We start from the raw sequence: 16,275 nt of genomic DNA on the forward strand, positions 1-16,275 counted from the left end.
GAGTCCATGGCGGCGGCGCAGTGGGATGGCGTGCGGCCTCATGGCCATCCTGCTGGGCTTGTGGGTGTTCCTGCCGCAACAGCCTGGCCTGCCGCCGCGCTGGCTGTGCCAGCTCTGCGCGGCCCTGGCCGCAGGCATCGCGATCCTGGCGCTGGTCTCGCCGGAACCGACTGGCAGGCGCTGGCACCTGGGCTGCGCCTTGCTGCTGCTCGTCACCGCGGTGGAATTGCACCTCAGCGGCTGGCTGCTGCTGCCAACCAAGCCGGGTGGGGCGGCACTCATGGCCTTGCTGCAGGGCCAGGCCCTGGCGGTGGCGAGCCTGCGCTGGGTGGCGGGTGTGCCGGGCTGGCCGTGGCTCTTTTGGTGGCTGCTGCTGCCCTTCATCGCCATCACGCTGATCGCGCAAAACGTGCAGCCCGTGCTGGGGCCCCGGATGCGCCGCGTCGCGGGCCTGGGCGCCTGGCTGGCGCTGTTGGCGCTGGGCCTGAGATTGGGGTACTTCTTTGTGCAGCCCGCCGGCCTGGCGCTGCCGGTCTGGGTGCTGGCCGCCATGCTGGTGATGGGTTTGCTGTTCGGCCTTGGCTCCTGGGGCTACGCTGCGCTGCCCATCCTGGCCGGTTCGGTGTTCGGTTTGCTCGGCCGTGTGCTGGACACCTGGCAGCTCGGCGCGCCGCTGCTGGCCGGCTGCACCGCACTGGCACTGGCCGTCACCGCCGCCTGCTGGCTGCACTGGTGGTTGCGATTGCCGGCCATCGTGGCAGAGGCGCAGGCCAGCCGGGCCGCGGCCGATGCGGGGATGGCGGCGGCGCAGGCGGCACGTGCCGCCGCCCCGCCAGCCAGCGCTTCCGACCTGCAGGCCTACCTGGACGCACAGGCAGCCCAGGAAGGCGCTGACAAGTACACACGGGAATGAGCACCACGCTGTCGCCGGAGCAGCAGTGGCGCGAGCTGACCTCGCCAGCGCGCCTGCCCGGGCTCACGCCGTCCGGCGAGGCCATGCTGCGACGTCTGCGCGCGCATCCCGCCGCGCCGGTCTTCCGGGACTTCAGCGGCCACCGGCTCACCCCCGCCGTGCAATGGGCGCAGCGCGCGCGCCATGCCTTCCTGCGCCATGCGGGCGTGCAGCCGCGTGTGCACGGCGCGCCGCCCGCCTGGCTGTGGCCCTGGTGGCTGCGACAGCAGGCGTCGGTGGCGGCCTGGCCGTCGCTCGCGGCGCTGCGCCACGGCTGGCAGGCGCTGCCCACCACCTCGCGGGCGGACCTGCAGGCCGACCTGGCGCGTCACGTCCCGCGCCACCTGCAGTCCCCGGACCTGATCTGCTTCACCACCAGCGGCACCACAGGCCACCCGATCCGCGTGCCGTCCACGCCCGCCACCGCGGCCAGCTACGCAGCCCTGCACGAGCGCGCATTGGCGCTGCATGGCGTGCGGCTGCAGGCCGGGCAGGGCGACGTGGGCGTGGTGCTGGCCGGCTTCCAGCAGCGCTGCTTCACCTATGTCTCGGTGAACCCGCTGCGCGGCGAATGCGGGCTGGCGAAGATCAACCTGCATCCGGGCGAATGGCACCACGCGTCCGACCGAGCGACCTACCTGGATGCGATGGCCCCTGAGCTGATCTCGGGCGACCCGGTGTCGCTGGACGAGCTCGCCACGCTGGCCATGCAACACCGCCCGCAGGCCTTGCTGTCCACGTCAATGGCCATGTCCGACGGGCAGCGGAACCGCCTGGCCGCACGCTTCGGCTGCCCGGTGGTGGACGTCTATTCGATGAACGAGGCCGGGCCGATTGCTGCGTTTGTTCAAGCCGCGCAAGGCTTTGTGCTGCTGCAACCGCGGCTGTTCGTCGAGATCCTGGACGAGGCCGGCCGCGCGCTGCCCCCGGGCGAGCTCGGCGAGGTGACGCTCAGCGGTGGCTTCAACCCCTGCCTGCCGCTGCTGCGCTACCGCACCGGCGACCATGCGCGCCTGGTCATGACCACCCTCGGTCCCACGCTGCGCGACCTGCAGGGCCGCCCGCCGGTGCGCTTCCTCGCACGCAGCGGCGCGTGGGTCAACAACGTCGAGCTGACGCAGGCGCTGCGGCGCTTCGACCTGCAGCGCTACGCCCTTCACCAGGCGGCCAACGGCGGGTTGTGCCTGCGTGTGGCCGGCCCGACAAGCCCCGAACTGGCGCCCACCATCGCCGGTCTGCTCGGCGACTGGCCCTTGACCGTCCTGCCGCTGCAAGCAGAGGACAAGGTGCGTCAATACACCAGCGAACTCTCACCCCCATCCCGATGAACCTTGCCGACCTCTCGCCGCTGGAATGGGCGGCCAACCTCGTCACCGCGCTGTCGGTGCTGCTGGCTGCGCAGGCCCGCGTGGCCACCTGGCCCACTGGCATCATCGGCAGCGCGCTGTTTGGCTGGCTGTTCTGGCAGAACCAGCTGTATGCGGACCTCACGCTGCAGCTGTTCTTCATCGCCACCAGCGCTTCGGGCTGGTGGCAATGGCAGCGCGCCGGCGGGCCTGCCGCCACCCAGCAGCGGCAGGCGCTGGCAGGCCGCAGCCTGCTGGGCATGGTGCTAGCCGGTCTCGTGGTGGCGCTGGCCTATGGCGCGCTGCTGCAGCGCTTCACGCAGGCTTACGCGCCGTTCTGGGATTCCGCCGTGCTGGTGACCAGCGTGATCGCGCAGGTCCTGCTGATGCGCGGCCATCACCAGACCTGGCCCGCCTGGCTGGTGGTCAACACGCTGTCGGTGCCGCTGTACCTGAGCCGCGGGCTATTTCTCACTGCTGGGCTCTACACGCTGTTCTGGCTCAACGCCTGGTACGGCTGGTGGCGCTGGCACCGGCTGCAGCATCGCGCGCCGGCTTTGGCATGACGAGGTTCCGACTCGGCCTGGTGGTCGGCAAGTTCTCGCCGCTGCACCTCGGGCATGAACTGGTCATCGCGCACGCGCTGGCCTGCTGCGAGCAGGTGCTGGTGCTGGGCTACAGCGAGCCGGTGCTGGCTGGGTGCGACCGGGCGCGGCGCGAGCGCTGGCTGCAGCGGCGTTTTCCGCAAGTGCTCAACATCCAGCTCGACGACGAGGACGTGCAGCGCCGCTGCCAGGCGCGCGGCCTGCCGTTCCAGCCCATGCCGGGCAACGCCGCGGCCGATGCCCAGCAGCAGGCCTACCTGGCCTGGTTGCTCACCGCCCCGCTGGACCTGCGGCCCGACGCGATGTTCGCCAGCGAGGCCTACCTGCAGCCCTGCGCGGCGGTGCTCAGTCAGGCGCTGGGCCATGCGGTGGCGCCAGTTTCTGTGGACCCGGCGCGCAGTGCGCGACCGATCAGCGCGACGCGCATCCGCGCCGACGTGCATGCCCACCGCGAGTGGCTGCACCCGCAGGTCTACCGGGACTTCGTGCAGCGCGTGGTGTTGCTGGGTGGCGAGTCCACCGGCAAGACCATGCTGGCGCAGGCGCTGGCCGAGCGGCATGAGACTCGCTGGGTGCCCGAATACGGCCGCGAACGCTGGCTGGCCTGCGGCGGCGAGCTGGCGCTGCAGGACTTGCTGGACATCGGCCGCATCCAGGTCGAGCGCGAAGACGAGGCGGCGGGCCATGCCAACCGCCTGCTGTTCTGCGACACCTCGCCGCTGACCACGCTGGGCTACGCCGGCTGGATGTTCGGCGCGCAACCGTCAGCGCTGCAGGCGCTGGCCGGGCGCCGCTATGCGCTCACGGTGCTGTGCGAGCCGGACATTGCCTTCGAGCAGGACGGCACGCGCCAGCCGGCCGGTTTCCGGCTGCAGCAGCAGGCCTGGTACGAGGCGCGCCTGGCCGAACAGTCGGGGCCGTGGCTTCGCGCCAGCGGCAGCGTCGCGCAGCGCCTGCAGCAGGTGGATGCAGCCCTCGCTTCTCTGGCTTGAGCGCCGGGCCGGCGGCGTCACGCCGCTGCCACATTGCCTCGCTAGCCTCACCGGGTTCTGTTGCACGGCAGCCTGGAGCCCACCCCATGACCACATCCGCCACGCACGCCGGCCTGCCCGCGGCCCCCAGTGCCAAGCCGCACCTGGACCACAAACCTGGACCGGTGACGGCCATCGTCTTCATCGGCTTGCTGGCCGCCGGGCTGTTGTTCACCGGCTACAGCCTGACGCGCGACGTGACCGAGGCGGGCGCAGTGGCAACGACCTGGGTGCCTTACCTGCTGCTGGGCGTGGCGCTGCTGATCGCGCTGGGCTTCGAGTTCGTCAACGGTTTCCACGACACCGCCAACGCGGTCGCCACGGTCATCTACACCCACTCGCTGCCGCCCAACGTGGCGGTGGTCTGGTCGGGCTTCTTCAACTTCCTGGGCGTGCTGGTCTCCAGCGGCGCGGTGGCGTTCGGCATCATTTCGCTGCTGCCGGTGGAGCTGATCCTGCAGGTTGGTTCGGGGGCAGGCTTCGCGATGGTCTTTGCGCTGCTGATCGCGGCCATCCTGTGGAACCTGGGCACCTGGTGGCTGGGGCTGCCAGCCTCGTCGTCGCACACCCTCATCGGCTCCATCATCGGCGTGGGCGTGGCCAATGCGTTGATGCATGGCCGGGACGGCACCAGCGGCGTGGACTGGGCGCAGGCCACCAAGGTCGGCTATTCGCTGCTGCTGTCGCCGCTGGTGGGCTTCGGTTGCGCGGCGCTGCTGCTGGTGGTGCTGCGCGCGCTGGTCAAGAAGCGCGAGCTGTACGAAGAGCCCAAGGGCCAGACGCCGCCGCCGTGGTGGATCCGCGGCCTGCTGGTGCTGACCTGCACCGGCGTGTCGTTTGCGCACGGCTCGAACGATGGCCAGAAGGGCATGGGCCTGATCATGCTGATCCTCGTCGGCACGGTGCCGATGGCCTATGCGCTGAACCGCGCGATGCCGGTCGAGCAGACGGTGCAGTTCACCGCGATGGCCCAGGTCACGCAGCAATCGCTGTCCGGCAACGCAGTGCTGGTGGTGCCAGCGGACGCGCGCAAGGTGCTCAGTGACTACGTGCGCACCAAGGCCTACACGCCCGAAGTCGTGCCGGCACTGGCCGAGATGGCCGGCAACATCGGCGCGCAGGTCCAGGCCCACGGCTCGCTGGCCAAGGTGCCTGCGGCTGCGGTGGCCAATGTGCGCAATGACATGTACCTGACCTCGGAAGCCATCCGCCTGCTGGACAAGTCCGGCGAGGGCAAGCTGGACGCACAGTCCAAGGCCAACCTGAAGGCCTTCAAGAGCGGCATCGACGACGCGACCAAGTTCATCCCGCTGTGGGTCAAGGTGGCGGTCGCCATCGCGCTGGGCCTGGGCACGATGGTGGGCTGGAAGCGCATCGTCGTGACGGTGGGCGAGAAGATCGGCAAGACGCACCTGACCTATGCGCAGGGCGCGTCGGCGGAACTGGTGGCGATGCTGACGATTGGCGCGGCCGACATCTACGGCCTGCCGGTCTCGACCACGCACGTGCTGTCGTCCGGCGTGGCCGGCACGATGGCCGCCAACCGCTCCGGCCTGCAGTGGTCCACCATCCGCAACCTGCTGATGGCCTGGGTGCTGACGATGCCGGCGGCCATCGTGCTGTCCGGCTCGCTGTACTGGCTGTTCACGCAGCTGTTCTGAAGCTCACGGCAGAGCTCAATCGACTCAAGCGCCGAGCGGGCGTTCGTCTCCGCAACATCCTGGGCCTCGCTGTCCAGAACTGGGAGCGCCCTGACAGGTGCGTTCTGCCAAACGCATCACGCCGGAACCTGGCCCTGAATGCTCAAGGGTGCGAACTTGCCGTGATGCTTCAGGCCGTCCGCTACGCCAGGACCATCACGGCAGGTGCCAGTCCGAGCTTCTTGGCTCGCCGGGCGAACTTGCGATCATCGAATGTTGCGAGGCTCTCGCAAGATTTGTAGCTTGCGTGGTGCAGCGCGTCAGCGAAATCAATGCCTGCCCCACTGTTGGAGAGCGCTTGCTCAATGGCCTCGCGGTCTTCCAGGGTGATGTGAGCCTGCGCAAGCAGGTGCCGCATGACAGAGGCCACCTCGGCGTGGTCGAAACCGTAGTAACCGCGCATGACCCATTCAAGCTCGAGAACCACGGACTTGCACACCATCAGTGGCTGACCGGACTCGATGAGGCGCCGAGCTGCCAGGCGCTGGCGCTGCGCCTCGGCGTCCGCCTCATCGTCGATGTAGTACCGGGCCAGGACGTTGGTGTCCAGGCCGATCATCGCTTGAGTCCGCGCTTGATCAACATGGCGGGATCGAGATCCGCCGGCACGGTCGTGCGCCGGGTCTTGAGCATGCCGAACCCGCTGCCGGCCTCGCCGGAGGGCGAACTCCGGACCCGCATTTCGACGTGGTCACCGACCAGCGAGAACTCAATGCGGCTGCCCTGCCGAATGCCGAGCTGCTGTCTCAGTTCCTTCGGGATGGTCACCTGCCCTTTGCTGGTGACTGACGTGACTGCCATTGCGTCTCCAAGTATTACACGGTAATACTAGCGGCGCCGGTCCAACCTGGCAATGGTGGCTCGCGACTGGTGCCCAGTGCCAAGCGCGGGGCGCCCGTGCGTTGGGCAGGACCCTCGGCTTGCGCAAACGCCAGTCTGGACGGGCAGATTTGGCGGCCTGCGTGTGGGCCGGGCTGGGCGGCTCAAGCTATCTGGACGGGAATCCGTTCGCGCTGCGGACTGGCTCGGACGGTTTTCCGTTCGGCGCGGCTGCCAGCTGGCCTCGCCAGCGGGGAAAAGCGGTTTGGTGCCCCGCCGCGCTGGGCTGGCACGGTGCCTGCATTAGGGGGTGGATGGCGCAAATGCGCCGCCAATACCGTACAAGCAGGCCAGCAGCAGATGGGCAGTCACCAGGCAAGGGGAGCGATGAGGCAAACAGCCGCCAGGCTGTGCGCTGCCGTCGCCCTTTGCGGGCTGGCGCTGGTGGGCCGCGCGGCCACACCGGTGGCTGCCGCGGCCAGCGCGGTGCCGGCCTCGCCCACGCTGGCGCGCATTGCCGAAACCGGCACCATCAACCTGGGCCACCGAGAGTCCTCGGTGCCGTTTTCGTATTACGACGGCAAGCGCCAGGTGGTCGGCTACTCGCAGGACCTGATGCTGAAGGTGGCCGATGCGATCAAGGCCGAGCTGAGGCTGCCGGCGCTGACGCTCAAGCTGGTGCCCGTCACCTCGCAGAACCGCCTGGCGCTGGTGCAGAACGGCACCGTGGACCTGGAATGCGGCTCGACCTCGAACACGGCCGAGCGCGGCCGGCTGGTGGCGTTTTCCACCTCCATCTTCGTCATCAGCACGCGGTTGCTGGTCAAGCGCGGCGCTGCCATCCAGGACTTTGCCGACCTGGCCGGCCGCAAGGTTGTCGTCACCTCCGGCACCACCTCGGACCGGCTGCTGCGCACCTACAACGAGTCCCGCGGCAGCCGCATCCAGATCGTCACCGCGCGCGACCACGACGACGCCTTCCAGGCGCTGGAGCAAGGCCAGGTCGAGGCGCTGATGCTGGACGACGCGCTGCTCTACGGCGAGCGCGCCAAGGCCCGACAACCCGAGGACTGGATCGTCACCGGCACGCCGATGTCCTCCGAGGTCTACGGCTGCATGATGCGGCGCGACGACCCGGCGCTGAAGGCCGTCGTGGACCGCGCGTTGACCCGCTTGCTGACCAGCGGCGAGGCCTTGAAGATCTACACCCGCTGGTTCCAGCGGCCCATTCCGCCGCGCGGCCAGAACCTGAACTGGCCGCCCTCCGAGTCTCTGCTCAAGCTTTACCGCCAACCCGGTGACCAGCCGCTCCCCTGAGGCTGGCCCGCGTTTCCTTTTTTCGTTTCCTGACCATGATGGAGTCCTTGATGTTCACCAAACTTGCTTCCCCTTCGACCCGCCGTGCATTGCTGGCTGCGGCTGCCCTGTCCGCCGTGGTGGGCAGCGTGCATGCCCAGGCCACCGACACGCTGAAGAAGATCAAGGACAGCGGCAGCGTCACGATGGGCGTGCGCGAGTCGTCCGGCGCGCTGTCGTACACCCTGGGTGACGGCAAGTACGTCGGCTACCACATCGAGATCTGTGAGAAGGTGCTGAGTGACGTGCGCAAGCAGCTGGGCCTGAGCTCGCTGGCCGTGAAGTACCAGCCGGTCACTTCGCAGAACCGCATTCCGCTGGTCCAGAACGGCACCGTGGACATCGAGTGCGGCTCCACCACCAACAACGCGACCCGCCAGAAGGACGTGGCCTTCGCCGTCACGACCTACGTCGAAGAAGTGCGCATCGCGGTGAAGGCCAGCTCCGGCATCACTGGCATTGCCCAACTGGCTGGCAAGACGATTGCGACCACCACCGGCACCACCTCGGTGCAGACGCTGCGCAAGCACGAGCGCGCCACCGGCGTGGACTTCAAGGAGCTCTTCGGCAAGGACCACGCCGACAGCTTCCTGCTGCTGGAATCCGGCCGCGCCGATGCGTTCGTGATGGACGGCCAGATCCTGGCCGGCAACATCTCCAAGGCCAAGAACCCGGCCGACTTCAAGATCGTCGGCGAAGTGCTGTCGGTCGAGCCGATCGCGATCATGATCCGCAAGGACGACCCGGCCTTCAAGAAGGCCGTGGACGACAGCATCAAGGCGATGATGAAGTCCGGCGACATCGCCAAGCTCTACGACAAGTGGTTCCTGCAGCCCATCCCGCCGGCCAATACCAAGGTTGGCCTGCCGCTGTCTGAAGCCACCAAGGCGGCCTGGGCGAACCCGAACGACAAGCCGATGGAAGAGTACGCGAAGAAGTGATCTGCGCTTCATGCGGAGGCGCCGTCGCTGAGCGGCGGCGCCCTTCATGACTCATCAAGGCCAGCCAGGAGGGAAGTTCGCAATGGCGACTTGGGATTGGGAGGTGTTCTGCAAGGACACCATTGAGCAACAGGTGGCCCCGCGGTGCTTCGGCGCCAAGGGCGACGTCACCTACCTGGACTGGCTGCTGTCGGCCTGGGGCTGGACGCTGAGCGTCTCGCTGCTGGCGCTGATCGTGGCGCTGCTGGTCGGCTCGCTGATGGGCATTCTGCGCACCACGCCGAGCAAGGCGCTGGTGGCCTTCGGCAATGCCTGGACCGAGCTGTTCCGCAACATTCCGCTGCTGGTGCAGATCTTCCTCTGGTACCACGTGCTGCCCACGCTGGTGCCGCCGCTGCGTGCGGTGCCCAGCTTCCTGCTGGTGGTCGTGGGCCTGGGCTTCTTCACCTCGGCGCGCGTGGCCGAACAGGTGCGTGCCGGCATCCAGAGCCTGCCCAAGGGCCAGCGCTACGCCGGCCTGGCGATGGGCCTGACGCTGCCGCAGACCTACCGCTACGTGATCCTGCCGATGGCCTTCCGCATCGTCATCCCGCCGCTCACCAGCGAGAGCATGAACATCGTGAAGAACTCGTCGGTGGCCTTCGCGGTGAGCGTGGCCGAACTGACCCAGTTCGCGATGCAGGCGCAGGAGGAAACCTCGCGCGGCATCGAGGTCTACCTCGCGGTGACCGGGCTGTACTTCGTGTCCGCCTTTGCCATCAACCGGATCGCCAAACTGATCGAAGGCTGGATCCGTGTGCCGGGTGTCGCGGGGGGTGGGCGATGAATCTCGATTTTTCCTTCCTCAGCTGGCAGATCGTCTCCAGCTTCATTGCCAAGGGTTTTTTCTTCTCGATCCAGCTGACGCTGGTCGCGATGATCTGCGGCATCGCACTGGGCACGCTGCTGGCGCTGATGCGCCTGTCCGGCAAGCCGTGGCTGGTGTGGCCGGCCACGATCTACGTGGACACGCTGCGCTCCGTCCCGCTGGTGATGGTGATCCTGTGGTTCTTCCTGCTGATCCCGCTGCTGATCGGCCGCCCGATGGGCGCCGAGTTGTCGGCCATCATCACCTTCTCGGTGTTCGAGGCAGCCTACTACTCGGAGATCATGCGGGCCGGCATCCAGAGCGTGCCGCGCGGCCAGCAGTACGCTGGCTACGCGGTCGGCATGACCTATGCGCAGACCATGAAGCTGGTGGTGCTGCCGCAGGCCTTCCGCAACATGTTGCCGGTGCTGCTGACCCAGACCATCGTGCTGTTCCAGGACACCTCGCTGGTCTATGCCATCGGCGCCTATGACCTGCTCAAGGGCTTCGAGGTGGCCGGCAAGAACTTCAACCGCCCGGTCGAGACCTACCTGGTCGCCGCGGTTGTCTACTTCGTCATCTGCTTCAGCCTGTCGATGCTGGTGCGTCGCCTGCAGAAGAAAATCGCCATCATCAGATAAGGACATGCTGTGATCGACATCAAGAACATCTCCAAGTGGTACGGCAGCTTCCAGGTGCTGACGGACTGCACGACGACGATCAAGAAGGGCGAGGTGGTGGTGGTCTGCGGCCCATCGGGTTCCGGCAAGTCCACGCTGATCAAGACGGTGAACGCGCTGGAGCCGTTCCAGAAGGGCGACATCGTGGTCGATGGCATCAGCCTGTCGGACCCCAAGACCAACCTGCCCAAGCTGCGCAGCCGCGTGGGCATGGTGTTCCAGCATTTCGAGCTGTTCCCGCACCTCTCGGTGACCGAGAACCTGACGCTGGCGCAGATCAAGGTACTGGGCCGCAGCAAGGACGACGCCATCGTCCGCGGCCTGAAGATGCTGGAACGCGTGGGCCTGAGCGCCCACAAGGACAAGTTCCCCGGCCAGCTCTCCGGTGGTCAGCAGCAGCGCGTGGCGATTGCCCGCGCGCTGTCCATGGACCCGATGGTGATGCTGTTCGACGAACCCACCTCGGCGCTGGACCCGGAAATGGTCGGCGAAGTGCTGGACGTGATGGTCAAGCTGGCCGAAGAGGGCATGACGATGATGTGCGTGACCCACGAAATGGGTTTCGCCAAGAAGGTCAGCAACCGCGTGATCTTCATGGACGCCGGCAAGATCATCGAGGACTGCAACAAGGATTCCTTCTTCGGCAATGCCGATGAACGCTCCCCACGCGCCAAGGATTTCCTGTCGAAAATCCTGCAGCATTGAACAGGCAGTGAGCTGCCAGCCCGAGATTCACGGGCAGGACCGGGCCGGCGCCTCCGTCAAGGGAGCGCCGGCCCTTTTTGTCGGAGCCGGAGACGCAGCCCGCCCGGCGGGTGGGATCAGGTACGCCTGAGACCGGGTGCTCAATGCAGCAGGAGGGACTGGATCCACTCCGCGGACTGGCTGACCTCGGTGTCCACCGAACGTGCTAGCGGCTGGTAGCGCAGGCCGATGGCCACCCGGCCGGTCCACCAGACCAGCCGGCCGGTGGGCAGGGCCACCAGTCCCGGCGTGGCCTGCTCGGGCACGCAGCACGAGGCTTCGCTGATGCCGGGCGCGGTGGCCGAAGGCAGCTGCAAGGGCCGCGCGATGTGTCGGCGGGCGCTGTCGCGGCGTTCGGCCGCCAGCGGGCTGGGGAAGATCTGTTTCTGGACAGCAATTTCAGACATGGCGCGCTCCTGAAGACAAACCCCGTGACCGCCGCGACCGCAGGCGGTCCACGAGGGCATCGTGAACATTCTTGGGAGGGGTCGCAATGGGGTTGATCATGCGGCGCAACAGATGTCCTTGATGCCAGCGTGCAGCGCACGCGCGCGTGCGGTTTGTCCTACGCTTGGGGATTGGTTTCGCGGCGGAGCGGCCATCGCCCCGGTGGGAGAATCCGCCGCATGACTGCTGCCGCGATTTCCCCTGCTTCCACCACGCCCGCCGCCGTGGACCGCCTCACCCTGATCCGCCCGGACGACTGGCACCTGCACGTGCGCGACGGCGCGCCCATGCACGGCGTGGTGCCGGCCAGCGCGCGCCAGATGGGCCGCGCGCTGATCATGCCCAACCTGCGCCCGCCGGTGACCACGGCCGCGCAGGCAGCGGCCTACCGCGAGCGCATCCTCGGCGCCGTGCCCGCAGGGCGGGATTTCCAGCCGCTGATGTCGCTCTACCTGACCGACAACACGCCCCCGGAAGAGATTGCCAAGGCCAAGGCCGCCGGCGTGGTCGCGCTCAAGCTTTATCCGGCTGGCGCCACCACCAACAGCGACGCCGGTGTGACCGACCTGCGCAAGTCCTACAGGACGCTGGAGGCGATGCAGCGCGAAGGCCTGCTGCTGCTGGTGCACGGGGAAGTGACGGACCCCGAGGTGGACCTGTTCGACCGCGAGGCGGTGTTCGTCGAGCGCGTGATGAAGCCGCTGCGCCAGGACTTCCCCGAGCTGAAGATCGTGATGGAACACCTCACGACCAAGGAAGGGGCCGAATACGTGGCCCAGGCCGGCCAGTACACGGCCGGCACCTTCACCGCGCACCACCTGCTCTACAACCGCAACGCCATCTTCCTCGGCGGCCTGCGCCCGCATTACTACTGCCTGCCGGTGCTCAAGCGCGAAGTGCACCGCCAGGCCCTGGTCGCAGCGGCCACCTCCGGCTCGGACCGCTTTTTCCTCGGCACCGACAGCGCGCCGCACGCCTCGGTGATGAAGGAAGCCTCGGTCTGCGGTGCCGGCTGCTTCACGGCACTGAGCGCGCTGGAGCTTTACGCCGAGGCCTTCGACAACGCCGGTGCGCTGGACAAGCTCGAAGGCTTCGCCAGCCTGCACGGCCCGGCCTTCTACGGCCTGCCGCCGAACACCGACACGGTGACGCTGGTCCGCGAGGCATGGACCTTGCCTGAGGCCATCCCGTTTGGCGACGCGCAGCTCAAGCCGCTGCGCGGCGGCGAGACCGTCGCCTGGCGCCTGGTCGACTGAGCGCCAAGACCTTCCAGCGGCGCTTTCGGGCGCCGTTTTTCATGGACCCGGCAGGTCTGCCCACAAGGCGGGTCGTGCCACAGGAACCCTGCAGCATGCACCCGCTTCCCGGCTTTGCTCGCGCCCGCACCCTGGCGCCGCTCGTCTCGCTGGCCCTGGCTTTTCCGACCTGGGGCGCAGACACGCCGCCGGCTGCCGACAAACCGCCCGCCTGGAACGTCAACCAGCCGCCCGGCCCGGCCAAGACGGTCAAGCTGGACACGCGCACCGGCACCTGGATGAGCGTGGACATCAGCCCCGACGGCCAGACCCTGGTCTTCGACCTGCTGGGCGACCTCTACCTGCTGCCGGTGGCCGGTGGGGAGGCCAAACCGCTGACACATTCCATGGCCTGGGAGCAGCAGGCGCGCTTCTCGCCGGACGGCAAGCAGATCGCCTACGTGAGCGATGCGGGCGGCGGCGACAACCTCTGGGTCATGAACCTGGATGGCAGTGGTGCGCGCGCCATCACCAAGGAAGACTACCGGCTGCTGAACAGCCCCGTCTGGCACCCGAACGGCCAGTACATCGCCGCGCGCAAGCACTTCACCGGCACGCGCTCGTTGGGCTCGGGCGAGATCTGGCTGTACCACGTGAACGGCGGCAAAGGCCTGCAGCTCAACGAGAAGCCGAACTGGCAGAAGGACCGCGGTGAGCCCGCGCTGTCGCCGGACGGCAACTTCCTCTACTACTCGCAGGACAGCACGCCCGGCACCAGCTTCGAATACAACAAGGACGCCAACGGCGACATCTTCCGCATCTACCGCCAGGACCTGCGCGACGGCAGCACCGAGACGCTGGTGCGCGGCCCCGGCGGCGCGGTGCGCCCCACGCCTTCGCCGGACGGCCAGTGGCTGGCCTTCGTGCGCCGCGTGCGCAACCAGAGCACGCTGTTCCTGAAGAACCTGCGCACCGGCGAGGAGCGCGCCGCGTGGTCCCACCTGGACCGCGATCTGCAGGAAGCCTGGTCGGTCTACGGCGTGTACCCGGCGTTTGCGTGGACGCATGACGCGAAGCAGATCGTCGTCTGGGCCCAGGGCAGGCTCTGGCGCGTGGACCCGTTCAAGGGCAGCGCGGCCGAGATCCCGTTCCACGTGCAGGACACGCGCGAGGTGCGCGAAGCGCGGCGCGAGCCGGTGCCCGTCGCGCCGGACAGTTTCGCGGTGCATCAGTTGCGGTGGGTCAACGTGTCGCCGGACGGCAGCCGTGTCGTCTATTCCGCTTTGGGGCACCTCTATGAAAAGCGCCTGCCGGATGGCGTGCCACGCCGGCTGACGAAGCAGGACGAGCGCTTCGAGTTTTTCCCCAGCTTCTCGCGCGACGGCAAGCAACTGGTCTTCACCAGCTGGACCGACGCGCAGCTGGCCCAGGTGCGCACGCTGGACCTGGCCAACGGCCAGGAAACCGTGCTCACGCCCGAGCCCGGCCACTACCTCGCGCCGCGCTTCTCGCCGGACGGCAAGCGCGTGGCCTACAGCAAGGCACGCGGCGGCTACCTCAGCTCGCCGTGGCATGCGCTGGACACCGGCATCTACCTGACCGATGCCGACGGCCGCGGCAAGCCGCAGCGCATCGTGAAAGACGGTGAAGCGCCGCAGTTCGGTGCTGGCAGCGACACGCTTTTCTTCACGCGCGATGTCAGCACCAGCGAGGTCGACGCCCAGCACAAGCTGATGCGCCTCAACCTGGCGGATCGCCAGGAGACGGAGGTCGCGCACAGCGAGTTCGCGTCCGAATTCGCCGTCTCGCCCAACGGCCAGTGGCTTGGCTTTGTCGAACGCTTCCATGCCTACGTGGCGCCGCTGCCGCAGACCGGCAAGCCCATCAGCATCGGCCCGAAGATGGATGGCCTGCCGGTGCGGCAGCTGGACGTGAACGCAGGCGAATACATGCACTGGAGCGGCGACAGCCAGCGCCTGCATGTGGCGATTGGCGACGAGTTGTTCACCACCGCGCTGAGTGCCGCATTTGCGCCAGGGACCGAGGACAAGCCAGGCTACAAGCCGCCGGAGCACGGCCAGAAGATCGGCTTCACGCAGGCGGCCGACAAACCCGCCGGCCGCATCGCGATCACCGGCGCGCGCATCGTCACGATGCGCGGCGACGAGGTGATCGAAGACGGCACGGTGCTGGTCGAAGGCAACCGCATCGCCTCAGTCGGCCCGCGCGCTGCGGTCAGCATCCCGGCCGATGCGAAACAGGTCGACGCGCATGGCAAGACGGTCATCCCCGGCCTGGTCGATGTGCACTGGCACGGTGGCATGGGCGAAAGCGGCGTGATCCCGCAGCAGAGCTGGGTCAACTTCGCGTCGCTGGCCTTTGGCGTCACGACCATTCACGACCCGTCCAACGACAACGGCGAGATCTTCACCCAGTCCGAGCTGCAGCGCGCCGGCCTGGTCATCGGCCCGCGCATCTTCTCCACCGGCACCATCCTCTACGGCGCCAAGGCGGACCAGACGGCGGTGATCGACAGCCTGGACGATGCGCTGACGCACCTGAAGCGCCAGCAGGCCGAGGGCGCGATCAGCGTGAAGAGCTACCAGCAGCCCCGCCGCGAGCAGCGCCAGCAGGTGATCGAGGCCGCGAGGCAGACCCGGATGATGGTGGTGCCCGAAGGCGGCTCGCTGTTCGAGATGAACATGAGCATGGTGATCGACGGCCACACCGGCATCGAACACGCGGTGCCGGTGGACGCTGTCTACGACGATGTCAAGCAGCTCTGGTCGCAAACGGCAGTGGGCTACACGCCCACGCTGAACGTTGCCTACGGCGGGCTGGACGGCGAGCACTACTGGTACGACCGCACGGAAGTCTGGAAGCACCCGCTGCTGACGCGCTACGTGCCGCCCTCGGTGCTGGTGCCGCGCAGCGTGCGCCGGCCGACCGCGCCTGACGAGGACTACAACGTGATCCGCGCTGCGCGCACCGCGACCGAGCTGTCACGCGCCGGCGTGGGCGTGCAAATTGGCGCGCACGGCCAGCGCGAGGGCCTGGGCGCGCATTGGGAAATGTGGATGTTCGCGCTGGGCGGCATGCAGCCACTGGAGGCCATTCGCGCCGCCACGCTGACCCCCGCGCGCTACCTCGGCATGGACCGCGACATCGGCTCGCTGGAGGTGGGCAAGCTGGCCGACCTGGTGATCATCGACGGCAACCCGGTGGCCGACATCCGGCAGAGCGACCGCGTTTCGCAGGTCATGCAGAACGGCCGGCTCTATGACGCGGCGACGCTGAACGAAGTCGCCCCGCGCCAGAAGGCTCGCGCCCCGCTGTTCTTCGCCGGGCAGCAAGGGGCCGCGATGCCGGTGACGCTGCAGGGCCATGGGGCTGATCAGGACTGAGGGCGGGGGGCGGTAACGCTCCGGGCATGTCAGCCCGGAGTCGCCTGACTTGGTGGCTGTTCAAGGCTTGCCCAGTCACGGCGGTGCCACGAATAAATGGGGTCAGAGTCAATTTATCCTGAGATACCTCAAATCAAGGGCACGGTCCTGTCTAGATAAATTGACTCT

The 16,275-nt window shown here is 67.9% G+C and carries 15 protein-coding genes; 12 read left to right on the plus strand and 3 right to left on the minus strand.

Annotation, left to right across the window (positions count from 1 at the left end):
* Positions 1-40: 40 nt before the first annotated feature.
* From LRH25_RS03430 to LRH25_RS03450, 5 genes are all read left to right on the plus strand, one after another.
* Complete coding sequence (locus LRH25_RS03430; protein WP_231010174.1) at positions 41-913, plus strand: hypothetical protein; 873 nt, start codon at positions 41-43, stop codon at positions 911-913.
* Positions 910-2,280, plus strand: coding sequence for an AMP-binding protein (locus LRH25_RS03435; RefSeq protein WP_231010175.1), 1,371 nt, complete (start codon positions 910-912; stop codon positions 2,278-2,280). Before LRH25_RS03430 ends, LRH25_RS03435 begins: the two co-directional genes overlap by 4 nt.
* Complete coding sequence (gene pnuC / locus LRH25_RS03440) at positions 2,277-2,864, plus strand: nicotinamide riboside transporter PnuC (protein ID WP_141289391.1); 588 nt, start codon at positions 2,277-2,279, stop codon at positions 2,862-2,864. The genes LRH25_RS03435 and pnuC overlap by 4 nt, the downstream gene beginning before the upstream one ends.
* Complete coding sequence (locus tag LRH25_RS03445; RefSeq protein ID WP_141289392.1) at positions 2,861-3,895, plus strand: AAA family ATPase; 1,035 nt, start codon at positions 2,861-2,863, stop codon at positions 3,893-3,895. The genes pnuC and LRH25_RS03445 overlap by 4 nt, the downstream gene beginning before the upstream one ends.
* A gap of 86 nt (positions 3,896-3,981) precedes the next feature.
* Entirely contained in the window at positions 3,982-5,595 is a 1,614-nt protein-coding gene (locus tag LRH25_RS03450; RefSeq protein WP_141289393.1) for an inorganic phosphate transporter, read from the plus strand.
* 181 nt (positions 5,596-5,776) lie between these two features.
* On the opposite strand, the gene LRH25_RS03455 is transcribed toward LRH25_RS03450, so the two are convergent.
* Both LRH25_RS03455 and LRH25_RS03460 read right to left on the minus strand, forming a co-directional pair.
* Positions 5,777-6,193: a type II toxin-antitoxin system VapC family toxin gene (locus LRH25_RS03455; protein WP_141289394.1), complete on the minus strand. Its 417-nt coding sequence runs from the start codon at positions 6,191-6,193 to the stop codon at positions 5,777-5,779.
* Positions 6,190-6,435: an AbrB/MazE/SpoVT family DNA-binding domain-containing protein gene (locus LRH25_RS03460; RefSeq protein ID WP_141289395.1), complete on the minus strand. Its 246-nt coding sequence runs from the start codon at positions 6,433-6,435 to the stop codon at positions 6,190-6,192. The genes LRH25_RS03455 and LRH25_RS03460 overlap by 4 nt, the downstream gene beginning before the upstream one ends.
* A gap of 405 nt (positions 6,436-6,840) precedes the next feature.
* Here LRH25_RS03460 and LRH25_RS03465 point away from each other — a divergent pair, with 405 nt between their 5' ends.
* From LRH25_RS03465 to LRH25_RS03485, 5 genes are all read left to right on the plus strand, one after another.
* Positions 6,841-7,770: a transporter substrate-binding domain-containing protein gene (locus LRH25_RS03465; protein ID WP_231010176.1), complete on the plus strand. Its 930-nt coding sequence runs from the start codon at positions 6,841-6,843 to the stop codon at positions 7,768-7,770.
* A 50-nt stretch (positions 7,771-7,820) separates the two neighbouring features.
* On the plus strand, positions 7,821-8,750 hold the full coding sequence (locus LRH25_RS03470; protein ID WP_141287131.1) for an amino acid ABC transporter substrate-binding protein: 930 nt from the start codon (positions 7,821-7,823) through the stop codon (positions 8,748-8,750).
* Positions 8,751-8,832: 82 nt separating this feature from the next.
* The gene (locus LRH25_RS03475) at positions 8,833-9,576 is read left to right on the plus strand and encodes an amino acid ABC transporter permease (protein WP_141287133.1); all 744 of its coding nucleotides are present in this window, start codon (positions 8,833-8,835) and stop codon (positions 9,574-9,576) included.
* Positions 9,573-10,238 carry an amino acid ABC transporter permease gene (locus LRH25_RS03480; RefSeq protein WP_141287135.1) on the plus strand — a complete coding sequence of 222 codons (666 nt, stop codon included), beginning with the start codon at positions 9,573-9,575 and terminating at the stop codon, positions 10,236-10,238. The genes LRH25_RS03475 and LRH25_RS03480 overlap by 4 nt, the downstream gene beginning before the upstream one ends.
* Before the next feature lie 9 nt (positions 10,239-10,247).
* A complete protein-coding gene (locus tag LRH25_RS03485; protein ID WP_141287137.1) occupies positions 10,248-10,982 on the plus strand; it encodes an amino acid ABC transporter ATP-binding protein in 735 nt (244 codons plus the stop codon).
* Positions 10,983-11,122: 140 nt separating this feature from the next.
* Here the strand turns inward: LRH25_RS03485 and LRH25_RS03490 are convergent, their stop codons facing one another.
* Positions 11,123-11,428 (minus strand): hypothetical protein, encoded by a 306-nt coding sequence (locus LRH25_RS03490; RefSeq protein WP_141287139.1) that lies wholly within the window; start codon positions 11,426-11,428, stop codon positions 11,123-11,125.
* A 219-nt stretch (positions 11,429-11,647) separates the two neighbouring features.
* Here LRH25_RS03490 and pyrC point away from each other — a divergent pair, with 219 nt between their 5' ends.
* Together pyrC and LRH25_RS03500 are read left to right on the plus strand one after the other, a co-directional pair.
* Positions 11,648-12,724: a dihydroorotase gene (pyrC, locus tag LRH25_RS03495; RefSeq protein WP_141287141.1), complete on the plus strand. Its 1,077-nt coding sequence runs from the start codon at positions 11,648-11,650 to the stop codon at positions 12,722-12,724.
* Positions 12,725-12,819: 95 nt separating this feature from the next.
* Positions 12,820-16,107: an amidohydrolase family protein gene (locus tag LRH25_RS03500; protein ID WP_170200820.1), complete on the plus strand. Its 3,288-nt coding sequence runs from the start codon at positions 12,820-12,822 to the stop codon at positions 16,105-16,107.
* The last annotated feature ends 168 nt before the right edge of the window (positions 16,108-16,275 follow it).

The organism is Ideonella azotifigens, from assembly GCF_021043325.1.
Lineage (GTDB): Bacteria > Pseudomonadota > Gammaproteobacteria > Burkholderiales > Burkholderiaceae_C > Ideonella > Ideonella azotifigens.

Coding starts and splice junctions, on each gene's coding strand:
- LRH25_RS03460 (WP_141289395.1), bottom strand. CDS start 6,435: ATGGCAGTCACGTCAGTCACCAGCAAAGGGCAGGTGACCATCCCGAAG.
- LRH25_RS03470 (WP_141287131.1), top strand. CDS start 7,821: ATGTTCACCAAACTTGCTTCCCCTTCGACCCGCCGTGCATTGCTGGCT.
- LRH25_RS03475 (WP_141287133.1), top strand. CDS start 8,833: ATGGCGACTTGGGATTGGGAGGTGTTCTGCAAGGACACCATTGAGCAA.
- LRH25_RS03500 (WP_170200820.1), top strand. CDS start 12,820: ATGCACCCGCTTCCCGGCTTTGCTCGCGCCCGCACCCTGGCGCCGCTC.
- LRH25_RS03450 (WP_141289393.1), top strand. CDS start 3,982: ATGACCACATCCGCCACGCACGCCGGCCTGCCCGCGGCCCCCAGTGCC.
- pyrC (WP_141287141.1), top strand. CDS start 11,648: ATGACTGCTGCCGCGATTTCCCCTGCTTCCACCACGCCCGCCGCCGTG.
- LRH25_RS03480 (WP_141287135.1), top strand. CDS start 9,573: ATGAATCTCGATTTTTCCTTCCTCAGCTGGCAGATCGTCTCCAGCTTC.
- LRH25_RS03445 (WP_141289392.1), top strand. CDS start 2,861: ATGACGAGGTTCCGACTCGGCCTGGTGGTCGGCAAGTTCTCGCCGCTG.
- LRH25_RS03435 (WP_231010175.1), top strand. CDS start 910: ATGAGCACCACGCTGTCGCCGGAGCAGCAGTGGCGCGAGCTGACCTCG.
- LRH25_RS03490 (WP_141287139.1), bottom strand. CDS start 11,428: ATGTCTGAAATTGCTGTCCAGAAACAGATCTTCCCCAGCCCGCTGGCG.
- pnuC (WP_141289391.1), top strand. CDS start 2,277: ATGAACCTTGCCGACCTCTCGCCGCTGGAATGGGCGGCCAACCTCGTC.
- LRH25_RS03430 (WP_231010174.1), top strand. CDS start 41: ATGGCCATCCTGCTGGGCTTGTGGGTGTTCCTGCCGCAACAGCCTGGC.
- LRH25_RS03465 (WP_231010176.1), top strand. CDS start 6,841: ATGAGGCAAACAGCCGCCAGGCTGTGCGCTGCCGTCGCCCTTTGCGGG.
- LRH25_RS03455 (WP_141289394.1), bottom strand. CDS start 6,193: ATGATCGGCCTGGACACCAACGTCCTGGCCCGGTACTACATCGACGAT.